This window comes from Streptosporangium sp. NPDC020145, assembly GCF_040631275.1.
GTDB lineage: Bacteria > Actinomycetota > Actinomycetes > Streptosporangiales > Streptosporangiaceae > Streptosporangium.
In genome coordinates this window covers 480,715-504,453 of record NZ_JBEXZT010000004.1, presented here as the reverse complement: position 1 = coordinate 504,453, position 23,739 = coordinate 480,715, and the positions used below count along the sequence as shown (strand labels likewise).

Annotated in this window: 24 protein-coding genes; 16 read left to right on the top strand and 8 right to left on the bottom strand. The window is 71.1% G+C overall.

The features are described 5' to 3' along the window. Positions 1-8 precede the first annotated feature (8 nt). Positions 9-1,160 carry an SMI1/KNR4 family protein gene (locus ABZ463_RS10665; RefSeq protein ID WP_362775273.1) on the bottom strand — a complete coding sequence of 384 codons (1,152 nt, stop codon included), beginning with the start codon at positions 1,158-1,160 and terminating at the stop codon, positions 9-11. Between the two features lie 55 nt (positions 1,161-1,215). Between ABZ463_RS10665 and ABZ463_RS10660 the strand changes: the two genes are divergently transcribed. Then, positions 1,216-2,214, top strand: coding sequence for an aldo/keto reductase family protein (locus ABZ463_RS10660; RefSeq protein WP_362775270.1), 999 nt, complete (start codon positions 1,216-1,218; stop codon positions 2,212-2,214). 47 nt (positions 2,215-2,261) lie between these two features. Here ABZ463_RS10660 and ABZ463_RS10655 read toward each other — a convergent pair whose 3' ends face one another. Further along, positions 2,262-2,468, bottom strand: coding sequence for a hypothetical protein (locus ABZ463_RS10655; protein WP_352008822.1), 207 nt, complete (start codon positions 2,466-2,468; stop codon positions 2,262-2,264). 122 nt (positions 2,469-2,590) lie between these two features. Between ABZ463_RS10655 and ABZ463_RS10650 the strand changes: the two genes are divergently transcribed. After that, positions 2,591-3,628, top strand: a complete 1,038-nt coding sequence (locus ABZ463_RS10650; protein WP_362775267.1) for a bifunctional adenosylcobinamide kinase/adenosylcobinamide-phosphate guanylyltransferase — start codon at positions 2,591-2,593, stop codon at positions 3,626-3,628. A 29-nt stretch (positions 3,629-3,657) separates the two neighbouring features. Continuing rightward, positions 3,658-4,437 carry an adenosylcobinamide-GDP ribazoletransferase gene (locus ABZ463_RS10645; RefSeq protein ID WP_362775264.1) on the top strand — a complete coding sequence of 260 codons (780 nt, stop codon included), beginning with the start codon at positions 3,658-3,660 and terminating at the stop codon, positions 4,435-4,437. A 1-nt stretch (position 4,438) separates the two neighbouring features. Here the strand turns inward: ABZ463_RS10645 and ABZ463_RS10640 are convergent, their stop codons facing one another. The 3 genes from ABZ463_RS10640 to ABZ463_RS10630 are packed head-to-tail and all read right to left on the bottom strand — an operon-like array spanning position 4,439 to position 6,779. Continuing rightward, the gene (locus ABZ463_RS10640; protein ID WP_362775261.1) at positions 4,439-5,362 is read right to left on the bottom strand and encodes a CPBP family intramembrane glutamic endopeptidase; all 924 of its coding nucleotides are present in this window, start codon (positions 5,360-5,362) and stop codon (positions 4,439-4,441) included. Between the two features lie 41 nt (positions 5,363-5,403). Further along, complete coding sequence (locus ABZ463_RS10635) at positions 5,404-6,435, bottom strand: DUF1648 domain-containing protein (protein WP_362775258.1); 1,032 nt, start codon at positions 6,433-6,435, stop codon at positions 5,404-5,406. Then, entirely contained in the window at positions 6,432-6,779 is a 348-nt protein-coding gene (locus tag ABZ463_RS10630; RefSeq protein ID WP_362775255.1) for a GntR family transcriptional regulator, read from the bottom strand. Before ABZ463_RS10630 ends, ABZ463_RS10635 begins: the two co-directional genes overlap by 4 nt. Before the next feature lie 126 nt (positions 6,780-6,905). Here ABZ463_RS10630 and ABZ463_RS10625 point away from each other — a divergent pair, with 126 nt between their 5' ends. The 9 genes from ABZ463_RS10625 (at position 6,906) to ABZ463_RS10585 (ending at position 16,927) form a co-directional block, all read left to right on the top strand. Beyond that, positions 6,906-8,399 carry a leucyl aminopeptidase gene (locus ABZ463_RS10625; protein WP_362775252.1) on the top strand — a complete coding sequence of 498 codons (1,494 nt, stop codon included), beginning with the start codon at positions 6,906-6,908 and terminating at the stop codon, positions 8,397-8,399. Positions 8,400-8,609: 210 nt separating this feature from the next. After that, positions 8,610-9,989 (top strand): dihydrolipoyl dehydrogenase, encoded by a 1,380-nt coding sequence (gene lpdA, locus ABZ463_RS10620; protein ID WP_352008815.1) that lies wholly within the window; start codon positions 8,610-8,612, stop codon positions 9,987-9,989. A gap of 36 nt (positions 9,990-10,025) precedes the next feature. Next, positions 10,026-11,474 carry a 2-oxoglutarate dehydrogenase, E2 component, dihydrolipoamide succinyltransferase gene (sucB, locus tag ABZ463_RS10615; RefSeq protein WP_362775249.1) on the top strand — a complete coding sequence of 483 codons (1,449 nt, stop codon included), beginning with the start codon at positions 10,026-10,028 and terminating at the stop codon, positions 11,472-11,474. 136 nt (positions 11,475-11,610) lie between these two features. Then, on the top strand, positions 11,611-12,507 hold the full coding sequence (locus tag ABZ463_RS10610; protein WP_362775246.1) for a TIGR01777 family oxidoreductase: 897 nt from the start codon (positions 11,611-11,613) through the stop codon (positions 12,505-12,507). Positions 12,508-12,544: 37 nt separating this feature from the next. Then, positions 12,545-13,282 carry a peptidase E gene (locus tag ABZ463_RS10605; RefSeq protein ID WP_352008812.1) on the top strand — a complete coding sequence of 246 codons (738 nt, stop codon included), beginning with the start codon at positions 12,545-12,547 and terminating at the stop codon, positions 13,280-13,282. A gap of 28 nt (positions 13,283-13,310) precedes the next feature. Further along, positions 13,311-13,988, top strand: a complete 678-nt coding sequence (lipB, locus tag ABZ463_RS10600) for a lipoyl(octanoyl) transferase LipB (protein ID WP_352008811.1) — start codon at positions 13,311-13,313, stop codon at positions 13,986-13,988. Positions 13,989-14,413: 425 nt separating this feature from the next. Next, positions 14,414-15,343 (top strand): lipoyl synthase, encoded by a 930-nt coding sequence (lipA, locus tag ABZ463_RS10595; RefSeq protein WP_352008810.1) that lies wholly within the window; start codon positions 14,414-14,416, stop codon positions 15,341-15,343. Positions 15,344-15,449: 106 nt separating this feature from the next. Then, positions 15,450-16,130: a DUF4191 domain-containing protein gene (locus ABZ463_RS10590; protein WP_352008809.1), complete on the top strand. Its 681-nt coding sequence runs from the start codon at positions 15,450-15,452 to the stop codon at positions 16,128-16,130. Further along, complete coding sequence (locus ABZ463_RS10585; RefSeq protein ID WP_352008808.1) at positions 16,130-16,927, top strand: class I SAM-dependent methyltransferase; 798 nt, start codon at positions 16,130-16,132, stop codon at positions 16,925-16,927. Before ABZ463_RS10590 ends, ABZ463_RS10585 begins: the two co-directional genes overlap by 1 nt. Before the next feature lies 1 nt (position 16,928). Here the strand turns inward: ABZ463_RS10585 and ABZ463_RS10580 are convergent, their stop codons facing one another. Further along, on the bottom strand, positions 16,929-17,393 hold the full coding sequence (locus ABZ463_RS10580) for an RDD family protein (RefSeq protein WP_352008807.1): 465 nt from the start codon (positions 17,391-17,393) through the stop codon (positions 16,929-16,931). Positions 17,394-17,512: 119 nt separating this feature from the next. Here ABZ463_RS10580 and ABZ463_RS10575 point away from each other — a divergent pair, with 119 nt between their 5' ends. Further along, positions 17,513-18,529, top strand: a complete 1,017-nt coding sequence (locus ABZ463_RS10575; protein WP_362775240.1) for a hypothetical protein — start codon at positions 17,513-17,515, stop codon at positions 18,527-18,529. A 159-nt stretch (positions 18,530-18,688) separates the two neighbouring features. After that, positions 18,689-20,113: a type I glutamate--ammonia ligase gene (gene glnA, locus ABZ463_RS10570; protein WP_352008805.1), complete on the top strand. Its 1,425-nt coding sequence runs from the start codon at positions 18,689-18,691 to the stop codon at positions 20,111-20,113. 91 nt (positions 20,114-20,204) lie between these two features. Here the strand turns inward: glnA and ABZ463_RS10565 are convergent, their stop codons facing one another. After that, positions 20,205-21,155 carry a BadF/BadG/BcrA/BcrD ATPase family protein gene (locus ABZ463_RS10565; RefSeq protein WP_362775236.1) on the bottom strand — a complete coding sequence of 317 codons (951 nt, stop codon included), beginning with the start codon at positions 21,153-21,155 and terminating at the stop codon, positions 20,205-20,207. Positions 21,156-21,533: 378 nt separating this feature from the next. On the opposite strand from ABZ463_RS10565, the gene ABZ463_RS10560 reads away from it, so the two are divergent. Together ABZ463_RS10560 and ABZ463_RS10555 are read left to right on the top strand one after the other, a co-directional pair. Then, positions 21,534-22,061, top strand: coding sequence for a Pycsar system effector family protein (locus tag ABZ463_RS10560; protein WP_362775233.1), 528 nt, complete (start codon positions 21,534-21,536; stop codon positions 22,059-22,061). A gap of 101 nt (positions 22,062-22,162) precedes the next feature. After that, on the top strand, positions 22,163-22,774 hold the full coding sequence (locus ABZ463_RS10555; protein ID WP_362775231.1) for a C40 family peptidase: 612 nt from the start codon (positions 22,163-22,165) through the stop codon (positions 22,772-22,774). A 16-nt stretch (positions 22,775-22,790) separates the two neighbouring features. On the opposite strand, the gene ABZ463_RS10550 is transcribed toward ABZ463_RS10555, so the two are convergent. Beyond that, positions 22,791-23,675 carry a TIGR03620 family F420-dependent LLM class oxidoreductase gene (locus ABZ463_RS10550; protein WP_362775228.1) on the bottom strand — a complete coding sequence of 295 codons (885 nt, stop codon included), beginning with the start codon at positions 23,673-23,675 and terminating at the stop codon, positions 22,791-22,793. Positions 23,676-23,739 lie beyond the last annotated feature (64 nt).

Here is a 23,739-nt window from a genome sequence, read left to right as displayed (position 1 = left end):
ACGGCATGTCACGGATCGGCGTACTCGGCCTCGGCTCCGGCGTCGACGATCTCCCAGTCCAGCGCGCCGCCGGCCGCCCTCGGCCTCCAGTAGCCGATCCTCCCGCCGGTCTCCAGCGCGTCGGCGGTCGCCTTCAGCAGCGCGTAGTAGGACCTCAGGCGAACCCCGCCCGGCGTGAAGCCGATCGGCTCGTCCTCGCACTTTCCTCCCACGTCGCGCGCGACCGAGTCGATGAGCAGATGGCAACCGGTGCCGTCCGCGGTGAACGGGATCATCCGCCCGTCCCACCACTCCGACCTCTCGCCGATCTCCTCACCCGTGTATCCGTCGACGCCGTCGACCTCGCACAGCGTCCGCCAGGTGTCGCGGATCCCCCTGACGTCCAGCGGGCTCTCCCCCATCAGGAGAGGCGCCCCGCCGTTGTGCCGCAGCAGGGAGGCGCGCAGGTCGTCGGGCAGGCGCAGGCCCATCTGAGCCTCGGCGACGGCGATGGTCCCGGACCTTGCGGGGGCACTGAGCGCGCGGTAGGTCCGCGGGGTGTTGGCCCTCAGCCACCTCTCTATCCTGTTCCACTGCCGGTCGACCGCCCTGGTCACCCTGGGGCTGACCGGCCTGCGGTGCGGGGTACGCGCCGCCGGGTCGCAGTCGGCGTCCGGGACAGCCGGCGCGGGCGTCTCCAGGATCTCCGTCACCGGCGCCGCGGCCCTCTGGCAGACCGTCTCCCCCGCGCACGGCTCCCCCGAGTGCCTCCTGCCGGAGAAGACCGCGTCGTCCAGGACCTGGGCGCCCACGGCCAGCAGGCCCAGCGCGCACGCGGCCGCGGCCCAGCGGGTCAGCACGCGCCTGGCGGCCCCGTCGAGCGGCGTGCGCGGTACGGCCTGCCGGGTGAGGAAGGCGGGAGGCCTGGTGACGGTCGCGTACCCCTTGAGGATCTCGGCGTTCGGCGTGCCGAGGATCGGGGCGGGAGGCCACGCCCTCGGTTCGGGGGCCGCCCACACGCCGGGGGCCGCGGCGGTCTCGGCGCGGGACGGTTCGGGAAGGCCCTCCTGACGCCGGACCGCCGGAGGACGGCGCAGGCGCAGGACCGCCACGACGACCGCCGTCACCACGGCGGCCACCAGTGCGAGCCGTACCCATCTAGAAGTGATCAACCGCGACACGCCGGGCAGAGTATCCCGAATCCCTCTGTTCTATGACGCCTACTAGGGTCAGGGCATGGAATTCCGTCACCTCGGCCGTAGCGGCCTCAAGGTCAGTGAGATCAGCTACGGCAACTGGATCACCCATGGCTCCCAGGTCGAGGAGGACGCCGCCAAGGAGTGCGTGCGGGCGGCCCTCGATGAGGGGATCACCACCTTCGACACCGCGGACGTCTACGCGGGCACCAAGGCAGAGGAGGTGCTCGGCCGGGCGCTGAAGGGTGTGCGCCGCGAGTCCCTGGAGATCTTCACCAAGGTCTACTGGCCGACCGGAAGCGGCCCCAACGACCGCGGCCTGTCGCGCAAGCACATCACCGAGTCGATCCACGGCTCGCTGCGCCGCCTGCAGACCGACTACGTGGACCTCTACCAGGCCCACCGGTTCGACTACGAGACTCCGCTCGAAGAGACCCTCAAGACCTTCGACGACCTCGTACGGCAGGGCAAGGTCCTCTACGTCGGCGTCAGCGAGTGGACCGCGGACCAGATCGCCGCGGCGCTGCGGATCGCCGACGACATGGGCTTCGACCGGCTGGTCTCCAACCAGCCGCAGTACTCGATGCTGTGGCGGGTCATCGAGGCCGAGGTCGTGCCGCTGTGCGAGAAGGAGGGCCTCGGCCAGGTCGTCTGGTCCCCGATCGCCCAGGGCGTGCTCACCGGCAAGTATCTCCCGGGTCAGCCCCCGCCCGCCGGATCCAGGGCCACCGACCCCACCGGAGGCGGCTTCATCTCCCGGATGATGGACGACGACCTGCTCACCCGGGTCCAGCAGCTCAAGCCGATCGCCTCCGACCTCGGCCTGACCATGGCCCAGCTCGCGGTCGCGTGGGTGCTGCAGAACCCGAACGTGTCCTCGGCGATCGTCGGCGCGACCAGGCCCGAGCAGGTCCGCGACAACGTCGGGGCCTCCGGGGTCAAGCTGGGTGAGGACGTGCTCACCAGGATCGACGAGATCATCGGCGCCGTGGCCGAACGCGACCCGGCCAAGACCGTGAGCCCGCAGAAGCGCCCCTAGCTCACCCCTCTCCCGTGGCCCCGGCAGGAGCCACGGGAGAGCACGGCTCACTCGGGGCGCAGCGACATGTTCGCGTACTCGACCCGGCCGTCCTCAAGGAGCGTGACGCTCTCGACACCCGCGTCGAGCAGCTCACGCCAGCTCTCGCCGAGCCACGACTCCGCGTCCGCCTGGCTGGGGAACGCGTCGGACGGCGTGACCCCCTCGGTCACCTCGCCGCCGTTCGCGTCTTCGTAACGCCAGTGCCACGTCATGCCACGCGCTCCTTCTCAGAGGTCCGGCTGTGCCTTCCGGTGTCTTCCCGACGTCTTTCCGGCGGCTCAGCGAACCCTACATCGCCCGAGGCCGCCCCGGGGGTTGGCCGTACGCTGGGCCCGTGAAGGTCCTGTTCTCCGGTACGGCGGGCGCCGAGGGATGGCCGGTTCCCGGATGCGGATGCGCCTCGTGCTCCCGCCTCTCCCCCGGCGACCGGCGCCCCGCCGAGATCGTCCTCGACGGAGCGGTACGGCTCCCGCACGATCTGTCCGGCGGCCCCCTCCCGGCGGGGCACCGGGTCTTCGCCGACCCGGGCGGCCTGCTGCTCACCTGCCCCGGCGGCCACCGCGTCCTGTACGCCGTCCCGCCCCACGTCCGGTCCTTGGACGGTCCCGCCGGGCGGGCGTGCGACCTGGTGCTGGTCGACGTGCTCGACCGGCCCGAGCTGCTCGGCGGCCTGCGCCGCCGGGGCCTGGTCACCGACGCGACCCACGTGGTCGCCGCGCACCTGGACCACCGGGTGCCCTCCGAGGCGGAGCTGGCCAGGCGGACCGCGCTGTGGGGCGTGCGGACCGTACCCGACGGGACGGTCCTCGACCTGGACGAGCCCGCGCCCGCCCCCTGCGCGCCTCCCCGGCGGACGCTGTTGCTCGGCGGGTCCCGCTCGGGCAAGTCGGCCGAGGCGGAGCTGAGGCTGGCGGCCGAACCCGAGGTCCGCTACGTGGCGACCGGCCCGAGCGGCGACGGGGACGACGAGTGGGCCCGCCGGGTCAGGGCGCACCGGGAACGCAGGCCCGCCCGCTGGGAGACGGTCGAGAGCACCGACCTGGCCGGGCTGCTGCGTGACTCACCGGTTCCGCTGCTCGTCGACGGGCTCGGGACCTGGGTCGCCGCGGTCTTCGACGAGTGCGGGGCCTGGTCCGGTGATCACGGCCTTCCCGCGGTCGAGGCCCGCTTCGACGAGCTGGTCGAGGCCTGGCGGCGGGTCCGCCGCCGGGTGGTCGCGGTCTCCGACGAGGTCGGGCTCGGCGTGGTGCCCGCGACGGCGAGCGGCCGGATGTTCCGCGACGCCCTCGGCGCGCTGAACCGGCGGCTGGCCGCCGAGTCCGAGGACGTCGCCCTGGTCGTCGCGGGCCGCCCGATGCCCCTGCCCGTCTGATGAGGACCGCCTGATGAGGACCGACGACCGTGCCCGGTGACCCGCCGCCGGAGGGGCGGCCCTCGACGTTCGCCGACGGCCTGCGCCTGGCGGCCGGGACTCTGAGCGTCCTGCCCGCCGGGATCGGGGTCGTCGACCGCCGGGCCGGGGGCGTCGCGATGACGGCCGCCCCCTTCGCCGGGGCGCTGCTCGGCGGTGCCTGCGCGGCCGTGCTCGCCGTGGCGGTGTGGCTCGGCCTGGCTCCCCCGCTCGCCTCGGCGCTGGCCGTCGCGGCCCTGGCGCTGCTCACCCGGGGCCTGCACCTGGACGGGCTGGCCGACCTGGCCGACGGGCTGGGCAGCGCCAAACCCGCCGAACAGGCGCTCGACATCATGAAAAAATCCGACATCGGGCCGTTCGGTGTGGTGACGCTGGTCCTCACCCTGCTGATCCAGGTGACGGCCCTGGCGCAGGTGACGGCCTCGGGAACGGGCCCCGCCGCGCTGATGACCGCGTGCGCCACGGGCAGACTCGCCCTCACCTGGGCCTGCCGTTCCGGGGTTCCCGCCGCCCGTCCCGGCGGACTCGGCAGCCTGGTGGCCGGCACCGTACGGCCCGGCCCCGCGCTCGCGGTGACGGCGCTGACGCTCCTGGGAGCCGCCCTGGCCGGTCCGCGAGCCGTCCTCGCCGTCCTGGTGGGCCTGCTGGCGGCCTGGGCCCTGCGGCGGCGGGCCGTACGACGGCTCGGCGGCGTCACCGGGGACGTGCTCGGCGCGCTCGTCGAGACCGCGACCGCCGCGGCGCTCGTGGTGTGCGCGACGGGCGGCTGACTCAGTTCGGCGCCGGTACGGCGGGCCGCACCGGGGCGCGGGTGAACAGCAGGAGCGAGAGCACGGCCACCAGCGCCGAACCCACCAGGCCGGTGATCCCGGCGACGACCAGGTTCGGCGGGTGCGCCGCGTCGGCGACCAGCAGGATCAGGGTTCCGGAGGCGTTCAGGGCGCCGTGGCCGACGGCGGCGGGCCAGACGCTGCCCGAGCGAAGGCGCAGCCAGCCGAGCAGGGCGCCGAAGGCGACGCAGAACACCACGAAGAAGGGGGCCGCCCAGGCGCCGAGTTCCGGGTAGTTGTAGCCGCGCAGGGTGAGCGGGGCGTGCCAGGCCCCCCAGATCACCCCGGAGACCAGGATCGCCCGCCAGGTGCCCAGCGGCATCAGCCTCGGCAGCAGCCACCCCCGCCAGCCCCACTCCTCGCCGAAGGCCGGAATGACGTTGACCAGCGGCGCGAGGAAGACCGCGAGCGCGATCTGGACGGCGACCAGCGCCTCCGGCGACGACGGCAGGGGCCGTCCCGGGGCAGCCTGCTCCAGGCTCTGCCTGAACAGGCTGAACCCGTCGAGATCGAGACCGAACAGCCCCAGGGCGGCGCTGAGCGCGATCGCCACGACCACGAGCAGCGGCACGCCGAACCAGGCCAGCGCGAAGAGAGCCGCCGTACGGCCCCGCCGCTCCCCCAGCGTCAGGCCGGTGCGCCCCGCCCACTCACGCCAGGTGGTGCCCGGCTCGCCCCGGCGCCTGCCGTACATCCGGACGGCCAGGACGCCGAGCGTGGGGGTGAACATCATCACGGCGGCCGTCACCACCAGCGACGGGGAGCCGAGCGGGGAACCGGTCAGCCAGACCGGCAGGGCGAAAAGCCAGGACAGGCCGAACGTGACGATCAGGAACAACCACAGATCCGTGGAACGACGGGGCATGACACCACTTCCTTGGAGGGTTCGCGGACGTGTCCCGCGAGTCAGTGGGCGGCTTCGGCGACGTAGGCGTTCAGCAGGGCGGCGCCGTGGCTCGCGTCGTCGACGGAGACCGCGAACTCGCCCCCGGTGACGCGCCGGATGACCAGGCACTCGCCGCCGCGCAGCATGAACGTGACCCGGCCCGTGCCGGGCAGGCCCCGTATCCCCCAGCCGCCGACCTCGGCCGGGCTGCGCGTCTCGACCCAGGCGGACTCGATCCTGTCGATGGGCGTACGGCGCGCGAGGCCGCCGAACGGGCCGAGGCCGACGCGCAGGCCGTTCTCGTCGACCCGGACACGGGTCGAGCAGGTGGCCAGCCCGAGCAGCGCCGCCAGGGACAGCCCGGCCAGGGCGACCAGGCCGGGCCCGGACAGCAGCCCGATCACGGCGAGCCCCGCGCAGACCAGGGCTCCGGCCAGGGCCACCAGGGAAAGCCCGACCAGCCAGCCGTTGCTCGCGCGGCTCACCCAGACCGAGCGCCGCCCAGGACGCAGTCGCACGGCCGGCAGGGCGTCCGGGTCACGGCGCGGGTCGGGACCGCCCCTGCCCAGCGCCCCCGCCAGCACGCCGGCCGCGAGCGCGGCGAAGACGACCACGGCCACCTGCCAGGGGGGCAACCCGGCCTGACGCCAGTCGGCGACGTCGAGGTTGGCGGCGACGGTCGAGACCTGCACGCCGACGGCCAGCACGGCCCAGCCGAACAGGAAGCCCGACCAGCTCGCACGCCCGAGGCGGGTGTCGAGCGCCGGTCCCCACAGGGCGAGGGCGGTCAGGACGACCCAGGCGACCCCCCACAGGGCCAGGCCCGCCCACAGGGAGGCGGTGAAGGAGAGGTGCCCGTCCGGGGTGCCCGCGCCGCTCCAGTGGGTGGCGAGCGGGTCGGGCAGACGGTCCCGCAGGGCGAGCGGGACGCCGGCGACGGCGGCGGTGACGAGGGTGCCCCAGCCGAGGGCGAGGGCGGCGCGGCCCTTGGAGGTCATCGCGCCTCCTTCCGTAGAGACGAGCAGGTCGGGAGCCGTGGCGCGAGGGGTCATGTCAGCTCCCTGATGATGTGGATCACTTCCTCGGGGCCGTAGCCGTACCGGTCGGCCTCGGCGAGCAGTTCACGCGCCGCCTCCGCCAGCACGGCCCTGGCGTCCGGTCTGCTGAGCACGCTGACCCCCCGGCCCCTGCGGAACTCCAGCAGCCCCTCGTCCCGCAGGTCGCGCAGCGCGCGCAGCACGGTGTTGGCGTTGATGCCCAGCGCGTCCGCCAGATCCCGGGCAGGCGGCAGCCGGTCGCCCGGCCGGTAGGAGCCATCCGCGATGGCGCGACGGACCGCCCCCGCGACCTGGTCGTGCAGCGGCCGCGGATCGTTGAGGTCCAAAGAGAGCAACATAGTGATAGCGACACTAGCACCATCGCCCGAATGGTGCTAATTCGAGTAGCTTCATCGCCGTCCAGCCAATTCATAGGACGAACCCTCGTTTATGCGTACGGCGCAAGCACGGCTAGCATCGGGCGCGTGACCACTGTGCGGGTGAATTCAACTGACAACGTCGTCTCGTTCGAAACCGATGCGCTGGTCGTCGGCGTCCACTCCGGTGAGGACGGTCCCCGTCTCGCCCCCGGCGCCGAGGGACTGGACGATGCGCTGAACGGCAAGCTGGCCGCGACACTCGACGCCATAGGCGTCAAGGGCAGATCCGGCGAGGTCGCCAAGGTTCCGACCTTCGGCGCGCTGGCCGCCCCGCTCCTGGTGGTCGTCGGCCTCGGCGACGTCCCCGCCGACGGTGCGGGCTACGACGCCGAGGCGCTGCGCCGTACGGCCGGCGTGGCCGTACGCGCCCTGGCGGGCACGGCCCGCGTCGCGCTCGCCCTGCCCGCGGCGGACTCCCGGCAGGTCGGAGCTCTCGCGCTGGGCGGCCTGCTCGGCGCCTACTCCTTCACCAAGTACCGCACCAACGGCGAGCAGCCCGCCCCGGTCGGGGAGCTGACCGTGCTGAGCGGCGCCGAGGACGCCCAGGCGGCGGTCGAGCGGGCCGTCACCGTCTCGGAGTCGGTCTCTCTCGTGCGCGACCTGGTCAACACCCCGCCCTCCGACCTGTGGCCCGCCCGCTTCGCCGAGATCGCCGAGCAGACCGGCTCCGCGGCAAGCCTCTCGGTCGAGGTGCTGGACGAGAAGGCCCTCAAGGAGGGCGGCTACGGCGGCATCGTGGCCGTCGGCCAAGGCTCGGCCAACCCGCCCCGCCTGGTCCGCCTCGCCTACAGCCACCCCGAGGCCGCCAAGACGGTCGCGTTCGTCGGCAAGGGCATCACCTTCGACTCCGGCGGCCTGTCGCTCAAGCCGTCGGCCTCGATGGACTGGATGAAGTCAGACATGGGCGGCGCGGGCGCGGTCTTCGGCGCGCTCGTCGCCATCGCCAAGCTGGGCCTCAAGGTCAACGCCGTCGGCTACCTCTGCCTGGCGGAGAACATGCCCAGCGGCACCGCCCAGCGCCCCTCCGACGTGTTCACCAGCTTCGCGGGCAAGACCGTCGAGGTGCTCGACACCGACGCCGAGGGCCGCCTGGTGCTGATCGACGGCATCGCCAGGGCCGCGCAGGACTCCCCCGACGTGATCGTGGACGTCGCCACCCTCACCGGCGCGCAGCTCGTCGCGCTCGGCTGGCGCACCTCCGGGGTCATGTCCAACGACGACGCGCTGCGCGAGGAGGTCGTCGAGGTCGCGGGCGAGCAGGGCGAGGGCGCCTGGGGCATGCCCCTGCCCGAGGAACTCCGCAAGGGTCTCGACTCCCCTGTGGCCGACATCGCCAACCTGCACCCCGAGCGCTGGGGCGGCATGCTGACCGCGGCGATCTTCCTGCGGGAGTTCGTGCCCGACGGCGTCCGCTGGGCCCACATCGACATGGCGGGCCCCGCCTTCAACAAGGGCGAGGCGCACGGCTACACCCCCAAGGGCGGCACCGGTGCGATCACCCGCACCCTCGTCGGCCTCGCGGAGCGTTACGCGGGCTGACCCGTGCGGGTCACGAGCGGCACAGACAGATGAAAAGATGCGGTTGCCGAGGCCAGGCCACGGGCGGCAGAGCCAGGGGCGGGCAGCGGCACGGCGGCGAACCGAGCGCCCCGGGACACGGCCGCGGACACCGACGGGTGTCCGCGGCCCCCGGGACACGGAGCGGGCGCGACCGCGAGAAGGTATTTCGATCCGACAAGGAGCTTTCCTGTGGCTGATGGCAGCGGCCCGTACGACATCGTCGTCCTGGGGGGCGGTAGCGGTGGGTACGCCTGCGCTCTGCGGGCGGCCGAGCTTGGCAAGACGGTCGTCCTCATCGAGAAGGACAAGATCGGCGGCACGTGCCTGCACCGGGGTTGCATCCCCACCAAGGCCCTCCTGCACTCGGCGGAGGTGGCCGACGAGACGCGGGAGAGCGAGACCTACGGCGTCAAGGCCCGCTTCGAGGGCATCGACGTGCCCGCGGTCCACGCCTTCAAGGACAAGATCGTCACGCGTGCCTGGAAGGGCGTGCAGGGCCTGCTGAAGAGCAAGGGCATCACGATCGTCGAGGGTGAGGGCCGCCTGGTCGGCCCGAACCGGATCGCCGTCGGCTCCGACGTCTACGAGGGCCGCAACGTCGTGCTGGCGACGGGCTCCGCGCCCAGGTCGCTGCCCGGCCTTGAGATCGACGGTGAGCGGATCATCACCAGCGAGCACGCGCTCAAGCTCGACCGGGTGCCCGCCTCGGTGATCGTCCTTGGCGGTGGCGTCATCGGCGTCGAGTTCGCCAGCGTCTGGCGTTCCTTCGGCGCCGAGGTGACGATCGTCGAGGGCCTGCCGCACCTGCTTCCCCTTGAGGAGGAGTCCAGCTCCAAGCTGCTGGAGCGCGCCTTCCGCCGCAGGGGCATCAAGCAGGAGCTCGGCGTCTTCTTCGAAGGTGTCAAGACCACCGACACCGGTGTCGTCGTCACCCTCGCCAACGGCAAGACCCTTGAGGCCGAGCTCCTGCTCGTCGCCGTCGGCCGTGGCGCCGTCGTGACGGGCATGGGCTTCGAGGAGGCGGGCGTCGCCGTCGAGCGGGGCACCGTCGTGGTGAACGAGTACTGCCAGACCAGTGTCCCCGGCGTCTACGCCGTCGGAGACCTGATCCCCACCCTGCAGCTGGCCCACGCGGGCTTCGCCGAGGGCATCCTGGTCGCCGAGCACATCGCCGGGCTCAACCCGGTGCCGATCGACTACGCCGGTGTCCCCAGGATCACCTACTCCGACCCCGAGGTCGCCTCGGTCGGCATCACCTCCGCCCAGGCCAGGGAGCGGGGTCACGAGATCGTCGAGTTCACCTACGACCTCGCGGGCAACCCCAAGAGCCAGATCCTGCAGACGCAGGGTGCTGTCAAGATCATCTCGGAGAAGGACGGGCCCGTTCTCGGCGTGCACATGGTCGGCCGCCGTATAGGCGAGCTCGTGACCGAGGGTCAGCTGATCTACAACTGGGAGGCGCTGCCCGCCGAGGTCGCGCAGCTCATCCACGCGCATCCGACCCAGTCCGAAGCCGTCGGTGAGGCGATGCTGGCCCTGGCCGGCAAGCCTCTGCACGTTCACAGCTAGTTCGAAGCCCTCACTCGGAACACGAGAGAAGTCATCATGCCGAAGTCCGTACAGATGCCCCAGCTCGGCGAGAGCGTAACCGAGGGCACCGTCACCCGCTGGCTGAAGAAGGAGGGCGAGCGCGTCGAGGCCGACGAGCCGCTCCTGGAGGTCTCGACCGACAAGGTCGACACCGAGATCCCCTCCCCGGCCGCGGGCATCCTCACCAAGATCGTTGTCGGCGAGGACGAGACCGTCGAGGTCGGCGCCGAGCTGGCGATCATCGACGAGAACGCCACCGAGGGCGCCGTGCAGACCGAGGCGCCCGCCCCGGCTCCCGAGCCCGAGCCCGCTCCGGCGCCCGCCCCGGCTCAGCCGATCTCCTCGATCCCGCAGCCCGCGCCCGTCGCGGCCCCGGCTCCCGCCCCGGCCCCGGCTCCCGCGCCTGCCCCCGCTCCTGCTCCGCAGGCCGCTCCGGCTCCGCAGGCTCCCGCCCCTGCCGCCGAGCCGGTCTCCGGTGAGAGCCCGTACGTCACCCCGCTGGTCCGCAAGCTCGCCGGCGAGCACAACGTCGACCTGGAGACGCTGACCGGCACCGGTGTCGGCGGTCGCATCCGCAAGCAGGACGTGCTTGAGGCGGCCCGCAGCCAGCGTGAGCGCGCCGCCGCGGCCCAGGCCCAGGCCGCTCCGGCCCCGCAGGCCCCCGCCCCGCAGGCCGCCGCCCCCGCTCAGGCGCTCGCCGCCGCCCCGGCCCCCGAGCCGGTCGCGGTGGACACCACGCTGCGTGGCCGTACCGAGAAGATGTCGCGGCTGCGGCAGACCATCGCCAAGCGCATGGTCGAGTCGCTGCAGGTCTCGGCCCAGCTCACCACCGTGGTCGAGGTCGACGTCACCAAGGTCGCCCAGCTGCGCGACCGCGCGAAGGCGGAGTTCCAGCGGCGCGAGGGCGTCAAGCTCTCGTTCATGCCGTTCTTCGCGCTGGCCACGATCGAGGCGCTCAAGCAGCACCCCAAGCTCAACGCCACGATCAACAGCGAGACCAACGAGGTCACCTACTTCGACGCCGAGCACCTGGCCTTCGCGACGGACACCGAGCGCGGCCTGATCGTCCCGGTGATCAAGGACGCGGGCGACCTCAACATCGCCGGCCTCGCCCGTAAGATCGCCGACCTGGCCGAGCGCACCCGCACCAACAAGGTGAGCCCCGACGAGCTCGGCGGCGGCACGTTCACGCTGACCAACACCGGCAGCCGTGGCGCGCTGTTCGACACGCCGATCCTCAACCAGCCGCAGGTCGGCATGCTGGGCACCGGCGCGGTCGTCAAGCGGCCCGTCGTCCTGGACACCCCCGAGGGCGAGGTCATCGCCGTCCGCTCGATGGTGTACCTCGCGCTCAGCTACGACCACCGCCTGGTCGACGGCGCCGACGCCGCCCGCTTCCTGACGACGATCAAGCGTCGTCTTGAGGAGGGCCGCTTCGAGAACCAGCTGGGCCTCAACGTCTAGCCTCCGCTTCGCGTTTCCGGGCCGGTCCGCGTTCTCGCGGGCCGGCCCGGCCTTTTTCCTCCTCCGGAGAGACATCTGCGTCCGCGGACCGCCCGGTTCCCGAAAACCCCGGGGGAGGTTGTTTAGATTGAACGACATGACGATCATCGTGACCGGCTCCTCCGGCCTGCTCGGCTCGGCCCTGACCGAGGCCCTGCGGGCCGAGGGCGCGCGGGTGGTCCAACTGGTACGGCGTGAGCCTCACGGGCCTGATGAGGCGTTCTGGAACCCGGCGGAGGGGATCCTGGACCCGGCGGCCGTCGACGGGGCGCGGGCCGTGGTGCACCTGGCCGGGGCGGGCATCGGCGACCGGCGGTGGAACGCCGACGTCAAGCGTGAGATCGCCCGCAGCCGCATCGAGGGCACCAGAACCCTGGTCAACGCGCTGACCAGGGCGGACGCCAGGCCCGAGGCGCTGCTCTCCGGTTCCGCGATCGGTTTCTACGGCGACACCGGAGACAGGGAGGTCGACGAGACGTCCCCGCCTGGCGAGGGGTTCCTGGCCCGGGAGGTGGTCGTGCCCTGGGAGGCGGAGACCGAACCCGCGCGGCAGGCGGGTATCCGGGTCGCGCTGCTGCGCACCGGCCTGGTGCTGAGCCGCGAGGGCGGCATGCTGCCCAGGATCCTGCCGATCTTCAAGATGGGGCTGGGCGCGCCGCTCGGGTCCGGCCGCCAGTACTGGTCGTGGATCACGGCCGACGACTGGGTCGGGGCCGTGCTGCGCGTCATGCGCGACCCCGGCCTCTCCGGGCCGGTGAACCTGACCGCGCCGCACCCGGTCACCAACGCGGAGTTCACCAAGACGCTCGCCCAGGCCGTACGGCGGCCCGCCATGCCGCTGGCCGTACCGGGGTTCGCGCTGCGTGCCGTCGTCGGCGGGTTCGCCGAAGAGGGGGTGCTCACCGGGCAGCGGGTGATCCCCCGGCGCCTGACCGAGGTGGGGCACACGTTCCGGCATATCCGTCTCGGCGACGCACTGTCCGCCGTACTCTAGGGTCCCTGTTTCCACCACATCAGCTGGGAGATCACCTATGGGCAGGTCCGGGCAGTCTCACATCCTCGCCATCGGGGGCGGTTCCTTCCGCGCCTCACGACGGCAAGGGGTCATTGAGGCGAGCGCCCTGCTGCGGTACGCCCTCGACCTGACCGGCCAGGACCGGCCAAGACTCGGTCTGCTCGCCACCGCGACGGGTGACGACTCCCAGTGGTTGCTGAGCATGTACGGCGCGTTCCGGGCCTGGGACGTCGAGATCAGCCACCTGACCGTCTTCCCGATGCCCAACGTCGACGATCCGCGCGAGTGGATGCTGAGCCAGGACGTCATCTACGTCAGCGGCGGCAGCGTTGCCAACCTCGCGGCGCTGTGGCGGCTGCACGGCCTCGACGAGGCCTTCGAGGAGGCGTGGCGGGCGGGTGTGGTGCTGGCCGGGCAGAGCGCGGGGGCGCTGTGCTGGCACGTGGGCGGCAACACCGACTCCTTCGGGCCCGAGCTGCGGGTGTGGGCCGACGGCCTCGGACTGCTGCCGTACTCGTGCGGCGTGCACTACAACTCCGAGCCGCAGCGTCGTGCGCTGCTGCACGAGTCGGTCGCCTCCGGTGAGCTGCCCGGTGGTTACGCCGCCGACGAGGGGGTGGCGCTGCACTACGTCGGCACCGAGTTCATCCAGGCCGTGAGCGTCGACCCGAAGGGTTACGCCTACCGGATCGAGCACGACGGGCAGGGCGGGGTCAAGGAGTTCCGCATCGAGCCTCGGCTTCTCACGACTTGAGCATGAGCGGGTCAACTACTCTTTAAGCGTGACTGAGCTGGCGATCGTTCGTCTTGGCGTTGACTTCCCCTATGAGCAGGCTTGGGATCTTCAGCGGCGCATTCACGCCCGGCGCGTGGCCGACGAGATTCCCGACACCTGTCTTCTCCTCGAACACGCTCCGGTCTACACGGCCGGCAAGCGCACCGCCGCGCACGAGCGGCCGACGGACGGCACCCCGGTCATCGACGTCGACCGGGGAGGCCGCATCACCTGGCACGGTCCAGGCCAGCTCGTCGGTTATCCGATCATCAAGCTCGGTGACCGGCTGGACGTCACCGCATACATGGGACTGCTGGAGGAGACCCTCATCCGGGTCTGCGCCGACTTCGGCGTGCAGGCGGGGCGGGTCGGGGGGCGCAGCGGCGTCTGGGTCGCCGGAGACCCCTCCCACGGCCTCCCCGACCGCCAGCTCGGCGCGATCGGCATCCGCGTCACCCGGGGGGTGACGATGCACGGCTTCGCGCTCAACTGCTCCAACGACCCGAGCTGGTACAACCGCATCGTCCCGTGCGGCATCAGCGACGCCGGGGTCTCCTCGCTGTCAGCGGAGACGGGCCGCAGGATCGTGGTCGACGAGGTCACGCCGTACGCCGAGAAACGCCTGGTGGAAGCCCTGGGCGCCCAGGCCTTCGACCTCCCGGAGGAAGACCTCTTCCGCCGCTGATCCCCCGGGACCCTCAACGCCCCACCCAGGGGTTCGCCCGAGCCTTCCCAACCAAGCACGAGAACCGTCTCCTCCCGCTTTCCACGAGGAGTATCGGCTTGTGCCTTACCGGTGCCGTGCGCGAAGAGTGCCCGGCTTGGGCGCGTCGGTGCTTGGACCGAGGAACGCAGGAGCGCAGCGACGAAGAGACGAGGGAAAGCACCGACCCAGGGCGCCCAAGCCCCGCGACGCCGAAGGCGGAGCAAAGAGACACAGCTTGGGCGCGTCGGTGCTTGGACTGAGGAACGCAGGAGCGCAGCGACGGAGTGACGAGGGAAAGCACCGACTCAAAGGCGCCCGAGCCCGCGACGCCGCCAGGCGGAGCAAAGGGACAGGGACCCAACCCCGCGCGCGGCCTCCTTCCCGCTGGACATAAGCTGAACGATGTGACCGTTGCTCCTGAAGGCCGAAAGCTCCTCCGCCTGGAGGTGCGCAACAGCCAGACCCCCATCGAGCGTAAGCCCCCGTGGATCAAGACCCGGCTGAAGACCGGGCCGGAATACACCGAGCTCAAGTCACTGGTGAAACGCGAGGGGCTGCACACGGTTTGCGAGGAGGCAGGCTGTCCCAACATCTACGAGTGCTGGGAGGACCGGGAGGCCACCTTCCTGATCGGTGGCGACCAGTGCACCCGGCGCTGTGACTTCTGCCAGATCGACACCGGCAAACCCGCCGAGTACGACACCGACGAGCCTCGCAGGGTGGCCGAGTCGGTTCAGCAGATGGGCCTGCGGTACGCCACGGTGACCGGGGTGGCCCGTGACGACCTGCCGGACGGCGGTGCCTGGCTGTACGCCGAGACCGCGCGGCAGATCCACGCGCTGCTGCCGGGGTGCGGTGTCGAGCTGCTGGTGCCGGACTTCAACGGCGACCGGGGGCAGCTTGAGGAGGTCTTCTCCGCCAAGCCCGAGGTCTTCGCGCACAACATCGAGACCGTGCCGCGGATCTTCAAGCGGATCCGTCCCGCGTTCCGTTACGAGCGTTCCCTCGAAGTGATCACCAGGGGTCGTGAGGCCGGTCTGGTGACCAAGTCCAACCTGATCCTCGGCATGGGCGAGGAGCGGGAGGAGGTCGTGCAGGCCATGCGTGACCTGCACGAGGCCGGTTGTGACCTGCTGACCATCACCCAGTATCTCCGCCCGACCCCCCGCCACCACCCGGTGGACCGCTGGGTCAAGCCCCAGGAGTTCGTCGAGCTCCAGAAGGAGGCCGAGGAGATCGGCTTCGCCGGGGTCATGTCGGGTCCGCTGGTCCGCTCCTCCTACCGGGCGGGCCGTCTGTACCAGCAGGCCATCGAGGCCCGTAGGTACGCCTGACCGTCGTCGTCCGCGGGGCCCGGTGATCCTTCCCGGTCATCGGGACTCCCGTGGGACGGCAGGTCACGTTTTCATTTCTTGACCCCGGAATTTGTATCCTCAAGTCATGGCGAAGAAGCCCGAAGACCAAGAGCGCCCGGGGCGCATCAAGCAGCTCCGTATGATCGCGGGGATCATCAAGCAGGCGAACCCGAAGGGTATGCCGATCGTCTACGCGTCAGCGCTCGGCACGTTCGCGCTGTGCGTCGTGATCGGCCTGGTCACGGGCTCGATCTGGTATCTGATCTTCATCGGATTGATGCTGTCGCTGACCGTCGGCCTGGTGGTCTTCGGCCAGCTCGCCCAGCGCGCGCAGTACTCCATGTTGCACGGCCAGCCCGGCGCGGCCGCCGCGATCCTGCAGGGCATGCGTGGCACGTGGGAGGTCGCTCCCGCCGTCGCGGTCAACCGTGATCAGGACATCGTGCACCGCGTGGTCGGTTTTCCCGGTGTGATCCTCGTCTCCGAGGGGCCGGGTTCCCGGGTGCAGAAGATGCTGGTCGCGGAGAAGAAGCGTGTCCAGCGTGTCGCCCTGGACGTCCCCGTCTACGACATCCAGTCCGGTGACGGCGAGGGTCAGGTGCCCATCGCCAAGCTGCAGCGGCACCTGATGAAGCTGCCGAGGAACCTCAAGAAGCCCGCGGTCTACGAGGTCAACAACAGGCTCAAGGCCCTGCCGCAGACGTTGCCGATGCCCAAGGGCCCGCTGCCGCGCGGTGCGAAGATGCCCCGCCCCAAGATGCGCTGATGGACGTGGCGGGGATCGACCGGCGCCGGGTGGGCGCCGAGGAAACCTCGCGGGCCAACCGCGGCTGGTGGGACGGCGCCGCGGACGAGTACCAGGCCGAGCACGGCGGTTTCCTGCGTGACTGCGGGTTCGTCTGGTGCCCGGAGGGTCTGGACGAGGCCGACGCCCGGCTGCTGGGCGACGTCGCGGGCAGGGACGTGCTGGAGATCGGCTGTGGCGCGGGCCAGTGCGGGCGGTGGCTGACCGGGCAGGGGGCGCGGGTCGTCGCCTTCGACCTGTCGTTCCGGCAGCTTCAGCACTCTCACCGGATCGATCTGGACAGTGGTTCCGGGCTGCCGGTCGTCCAGGCCGACGCCGAGGCGCTGCCGTTCGCCGGCGAGTCGTTCGACCTCGCCTGTTCGGCCTTCGGCGCCCTGCCGTTCGTGGCCGATCCCGGTGCCGTCCTGTCCGAGGTCCGCCGGGTGCTGCGTCCGGGGGGCCTCCTGGTCTTCTCGGTGAGTCATCCGATCCGCTGGGCCTTCCCCGACGATCCGGGCCCCGCAGGACTGACCTCCGACCGGTCCTACTTCGACCGCTCGCCGTACGTGGAGGTCGGTGCGGACGGGAAGGCCTCCTACGTCGAGCATCACCGCACGATGGCCGACTGGGTGGGGCACATCGTCGCCTCCGGCCTGGTGCTGCGCGGGCTGACCGAGCCGGAGTGGCCGGTCGGTCACGAGCGTGAGTGGGGAGGCTGGAGCCCGCTGCGTGGCCGTCTGCTGCCGGGGACGGCCATCTTCACCTGCGTGCGGCCGTAACTCACATACGGACGACCACGGTCGCGGCGGCGCGGTCGTGCAGGCCCCGCTGGTCGCGGTCCCAGATCAGGGCGGGTACGGCCAGGCACAGCAGCACGGTTCGCACGAGGATCGAGGGGAACGGGGCGCGCCCGCCGTTGAGCGCGGCGATCCTGATGCCGGTCAGGCGCATGCCGAAGGTCATGCCCATGGTGCCCGCGAGCAGGAGGTATTCGGCGGCGAGCACCGCGACCGGAACCCAGCTCTGGTGGGTCGGGTCGATCCGCAGGAGTCCCTGGGTGATGGCCCAGGTGCAGATCAGCCAGTCGATCACCAGGGCGCCGATCCTGCGCCCGAATCCGGCGACCGATCCGCTGCCCTCCTGGGGCAGCCCGAGCCTTTCCCCCGGGTAGCCCAGGTCGACTCCGGCGGATCTGACGCCGCCGAGCCAGGTCTGGGTCCAACGGGGCTGCTGCCTGCTGTTCATGGTTCAACGGTATCCGCCCCCGTGGTCGCCCTCGAACTCCCCCAAACGACCGCATCGGCCATGCGATCGGTACATCATGGTCATGATCTTTTTCGCCCTCCCCTCCCGGAGCACCCCCAATGACTGACAACGACGACATCAACCGGCGCTTCGAGGCCCTGACCTCGCAGATCGAGCGCAAGGAGCGGCGGAGGATGGAGAAGGCGTGGTCTCACCTGCCGCGTTACAGGCGTCGCCGCGGGCGGCGGATCACCTTACTCGCGGCGTTCGTCCTCGTCGTGGCCGCCGGGCTGGTCACCGTCTACCGGCCCGGGTGGGTCGCCCCGGTGGGCGAGGCCCTCTCCGCCCGTTTCCTTCAGGCGCGGGAGGACCACGGTGGCCCGGTTCCCGAGGAGACCGAGCCCGTCCCCGTCACCCCCGAGCCGGTCTCCCCGTTCGAGGGGTCTCCCGCCAAGGACTACGCCGAGGGTGTCAAGGGACTGACGTCGCCGAAGGCCCGGGCGACGGGCGGCCTGAGCCGCAAGGACGTCGCCACCGCCTTGAAGAGCACCCGGGACATGCTCGCGGCGACCCATCTCGACCGTAAGACTCTCGCGGGTGGCAGGCCGACGGCGCTGGCGAGGCTCCTCCCTGCGGAGCAGCGCGAGTGGTTCCTGAAGGACCTGGACAACAGGAAGCCGAAGAAGGGTCACTTCAACACCAGATACTGGGTCACCAGCCTGGCTCCCAAGGCCGCCGAACTGGCCACCGACGTGATCAAGGTCAACGGGCGGACGAAGTACGCCTCGTTCCATGAGGACGGCCGCACCGGGGCGAAGATCACCGTGAACTACCTGTTCGTCTACGCCGTACGACGGCCGGGGGAGACCGGGCGGGGCGAGCGGATCATCGTGCACAGCGTCGGCGAGGTGATCGCCTACCGGGAGAACGGCCGGCTGGTGGTGTGGCCCGTCAAGTGGAACGGCGGGGCCGTCACGGGTGCCCGCTGCGACGTCGACGACGGCTTCGTCCACCCGTACTACGAGGACTCCGTCCCCGACAAGGAGCTCTCCAAGGCCACCGGCGCCCCGGTCGACCCCTACGAGCTCGACCGGGAACCGCGCGAGGAGGAGTGCACGCTCGCCTCCCGCACGTGAAAAGTCCGGCAAAGGAAGCGTTCATCCGCCCGGTACGGCCGCATTCCAGGACTAACGTGGGGCGATTCTCCTTAACACGGGTGAAACAAATGAGACACGGGGCGGTAACGGCTCAAGCCTACTTTCGAGCTGAAAGCTCGTCCCCCTTGGGAGGTTCGCGTGTTCAACTCCGCCGACGACGTCCTCAAGTTCATCAAGGACGAGGGGGTGCAGTTCGTCGATGTCAGGTTCACGGACCTGCCCGGGACGACTCACCACTTCACATTCCCCACGGAGAACTTCGGGGCGAACGTCTTCACCGACGGCCTCATGTTCGACGGCTCCTCGATCCGCGGCTTCCAGGCCATCCACGAGTCGGACATGCTGTTGCTGCCCGACCCCTCGACGGCCGTGCTCGACCCCTTCCGCCGGCACAAGACGCTCAACATCAACTTCTTCGTGCACGACCCGCTGACGGGTGAGGCCTACAGTCGCGACCCGCGCAACGTCGCCCGCAAGGCGGAGGAGTATCTCAAGGGGACCGGCATCGCCGACACGGTCTTCTTCGGCCCGGAGGCCGAGTTCTACATCTTCGACGACGTCCGCTTCGAGACCAGCGCGCACGCCAGCTACTACCACATCGACTCCATCGAGGGCGCCTGGAACACCGGCAAGGCCCAGGAGGGCGGCAACCTCGGCTACAAGCCGCGTTACAAGGGCGGCTACTTCCCGGTCCCCCCGATGGACCACTTCACCGACCTGCGTTCGGAGATGGTGCGCCGCCTCATCGAGGCGGGCATCCCGGTGGAGATGCAGCACCACGAGGTCGGCACCGCCGGGCAGGCCGAGATCGACTTCCGGTTCAACACGCTGCTCAAGGCCGCCGACACGATGATGCTCTACAAGTACATCGTCAAGAGCACGGCCATCGAGTACGGCCACACCGTCACCTTCATGCCCAAGCCGATCTTCGGCGACAACGGTTCCGGCATGCACTGCCACCAGTCGCTCTGGAAGGACGGCGCGCCGCTGTTCTACGACGAGGTCGGCTACGCGGGCCTGTCGGACACCGCCCGTTACTACATCGGCGGCCTGCTCAGGCACGCCCCGTCGCTGCTGGCCTTCACCAACCCGACGGTGAACTCCTACCACCGTCTGGTCCCCGGCTACGAGGCTCCGGTCAACCTGGTCTACTCCCAGCGCAACCGCTCGGCGTGCATCCGCATCCCGATCACGGGGTCCAACCCGAAGGCCAAGCGCATCGAGTTCCGGGTGCCCGACCCGTCCTGCAACCCGTACTTCGCCTTCGCCGCGCAGCTCATGGCCGGGATCGACGGCATCCGCAACAAGATCGAGCCGGTGGAGCCGGTGGACAAGGACCTCTACGAGCTTCCTCCGGAGGAGGCCCGCAGCATTCCGCAGGTTCCCGGTTCGCTCAGTGAGGTGCTCGACGCGCTGGAGGCCGACCACGACTACCTTCTCGAAGGCGGTGTGTTCACCCCGGACCTGATCGAGACCTGGATCTCCTACAAGCGTGAGAACGAGATCGACCCCATCCGCCTGCGTCCCCACCCCCACGAGTTCGAGCTTTACTACGATGTGTAGATAAGTGCCATGACCTGCGAAAACGCTGCTGTTTAAGGTCGCCGGGCGGCCTTTCACAGATGTTCCTCCCCGCACGGCGGGGAGGAACATGTCATGCCCGCATGATCCGGGCGTGCAGGGCGTCGGGGTCGGGCACCAGGTCGCGGGCGGCCAGCCACGCGGCGGCGCACGCCGCGTCGCCCGCCGTCGTCACCGGGGCGTTCCAGCGCCGGGTCAGCCGGTCCCGTACGGCGTGGCCGAGCGGACCGTTTCCGGTCAGCAGGCTGCCCGCCAGGACGATCGGGCCGGTGTCCCCCGGCGCGCGTACCTTGGCGACGGTGTCGACCAGGTGGACGGCCGCCCGCGTGATCAGGTTCGTGGCGGTGGTGTCCCCGGCTTGCGCCGCGGCGGTGACGAGTGGCGCCAGCTCGGCGAGTGCCAGGGGCGCGCGGGCGTGGACCGCCCGTATCACCTCGTTCACCCGATCGGGGCCGGGTGGTGTCCCCACGGCTCCCAGCAGCCGTTCCACCACGGTCTCCGCCAGTGTTCCGTACGGGGGCGCGCCGTGGCGCAGGGTGTCGAGCACGCTGCCGACCGCCTGCCGGCCGAGCCAGAACCCGGAGCCGGTGTCGCCGAGCAGCCAGCCGTAGCCGTCGGAGACGGCCGTGACCGACCGGTCCGCGAGGTGCGCGGCGATCGCCCCCGTCCCTGAGATCAGCACCGTTCCCGAGGGGGCCGCGGTTCCGGCGCTGAAGGCGATCTCGACGTCTCCCACCACGCGGGGTGAGACGCCGAGTCCCAGCGCGGCCCAGAGTTCGGTCAGGTCATCGGGAGAGGCGGAGGATCCGGCCACACCGGCGACCGCCGCGCGCACCGACGCCGGATCGTGGGCGCCCAGCGCCTGACGCACCGCCGAGGCGAGGTTCGAGCGGGCTACGGCCGCTCCGTGCGCGGTGGGGTTGCCGCCCCCGGAGCGGCCGTAGCCGACGGGGTCTCCATGGAGGGTGCGAACCGCACAGCGGGACGACGTGCCGCCCGCGTCGATGCCGAGAACCAGGTCCATGGCTCGACATCCTGGGGCTTGACGCGACCTTGGGGCGGTACCGACTCTCACCGACGTCCGCCCGAGGTGAAAGTCCGTCGGATCCAGGCGGAACCGAACCGCTCGCCCGAGGCGTTTCGCCGCTCCCGAAGGTCGTCGCGTCGAGGGAAACCGATCCCTTGCCGGGCGGCGGCCTGACCGTCCGAGCCTGATGCGCACGGCTCTCCACCGGCCAGGGCATCCGCCTCGGCCGGTTCGTCTGTTCCCGCGACGCCTCGCGGATTCCGCTGCCACATGCCGCCGGGTGTCGCGTAGAGTGCGATCTTGTCGTGCGCGCTTCGCCGTATTCGCGGCGGTTGCCGGGGTTCGCTCAATCAGGGGGACACGGTGTTCCGGTGGATGACCAGGACGGCCACGCCGGTGCCGTCCGATCCCGAGACCCGTGCGCGCGCGCACGGCAGCCGGATGCTCGCCGAGGCCCGTGAGGAGCTCAACCGGGCCGACGCCAAGGCACAGGTGCTGCTGGGTGTCGCGGGGGTGGGCATCGGCGCGGTCGCCGGCGGCCTGCTCGCGGGGAACTGGTCACCGCTGAGGCTGCACACGGCCCTGCAGTGGCTGTGGTGGGCGGGGGCGGGGTGCGCGTTGGCCGCCCTGTTCTGCCTGGCGAAAGCGGTGTACCCGCGCATCACCAGACGGCCCCTCGGCATCACCTACTTCGGGGACGTCCGGCGCTACCGTTCCGCCGAGGAGATCGCCAAGGCGTTGCGCGACCGTACCGACGGCGACCTGATCGAACTGGCCGAGCAGATCAGGGCGGTCAGCGTGATCGTCCTGAGAAAGTATCTGCTCATCCGCTGGGGCTTCTGGCTGCTGCTGGCCTCCGTCGGGGCGACGGTCGGCTCCGCGGTGCTCCAGCTCGCCTTCTGACAGGTTCGCCCGATTGCCAAAGAGATGCATCCGACGTACGCGTCGCGCCAACGGCTTCAACGGGTGGATCACTCGGACAGAAGTGGCGGTACCGTAACGGAATGCCCCGGAAGCAGCCTGACGACCGCGATGGGCGGGAACGCCGGAGGGCCTCTCCACGATGGCCGATGCTCGCGATCGTGCTCGTGGGGACCCTGCTGGTCTGCGGGGGGTCGGTGCCGGTTCTGCCCGCCCTGTTGAAGCGGGTGACCACCATCGCCTACGCGATCAAGGCCGGGCAGGAACAGCCCGGCTGGCGGGGTGGGCGGATCCCGTACTCCTGGGGCGGCGGCCACGACGAGGTTCCCGGGCCCTCCTTCGGCACCTGTACGGGCTACCGGGGATCGATCAGGCCGTGCCCGGCGACGACCACGCGGGGGCTCGACTGCTCGGGACTCGTCAGGTGGGTCTACTCGCTCGCCTACGGCGGGGACGTGCTCGGGCCCGGCAACACCGACGACCACATCCGGCGGCTGAGCAGGATTCCCGCTTCCGCGGCGCGCCCCGGTGACCTGGTGTTCTACGGCAGGCTCGGTGACCGGGTGAAGACCCACCACGTGGGCGTCTACGTCGGCGACGGCAAGATGATCAACGCGCTGCGAACCGGGACGAGGATCAGGATCGACCCGATCACCACCGTCAAGGATTTCGCCGGATATTTCCGCTATATGTAGAAATGCTCGCTCAAGCTCAAAGCTCCAGCAGGGCCGGGGCCAGCTCGCGCCACTGCCGGACGGGCAGGCCCTCCCCCGCCGACAGGACCTGGACGCAGACGTGGTCCGCGCCCGCGTCGAGATGCTCACGCACCCGTCCGGCGATGTCCCCGGCGTCCCCCCACGCCACCAGGGCCTCGACCAGCCGGTCACTGCCGCCCCCGGCCAGGTCGTCCTCCCCGAAGCCGAGCCGTTCGAGGTTCTCGACCTGGTGGCGCGCCTGGCCGTACCCGGCGACGAAGCCGCGGGCGATCTCGCGGGCGCGCTCGGGCCGGTCGAGGACGACCGTCTGCTCGACCGCGAGCAGCGCTCCCGGCCCCATGACCTGCCTGGCTCTGGCGGTGTGCTCGACCGGCACGAAGTAGGTGTGGGCACCTCGGGTGCGTTCGGCGGCGAGTTTGAGCATCCCGGGGCCGAGGGCGGCCAGGGCGCGGGGCGAGGGCTCGGCCGGCGCCGGGCTCTGCAGGGGCACCTGGTCCATCGCGTCCAGGTAGGCCCGCATGGTGGGCACGGGACGGCCGTGGTGCGGCAGGAGACCGGCGGGCTGGTCAACGGTGCGGTGCCCGCCGAGGCCCAGCAGGAAGCGGTCCGGGAAGGCCTCGGCGAGGGTGCGCTCCGCCGCGGCCATGGCGATCGGGTCCCGGAGGAAGACGTTGGCGATGCCGGTGGCGACGGCCAGCCGCCCGGTCGCCCCGAGCAGCAGCGCCGCCTGGGTGAGCGCCTCCCTGCCGAAGGCCTCACCGAACCAGATCGCGCCATAGCCCAGCTCGTCCAGCTCGGCCGCGGCCTCCCGCACCTCGGTCGCGGGCCTGCCGTCGAAGGCGAAGGTCCACACGCCGATACGCCCGAGATCCACACTCATGGGTCGCGCTCCCCCGAAGGATTTTTACCGGAGGCGCTCTCCGGTTCACCCAACCATACGGAGG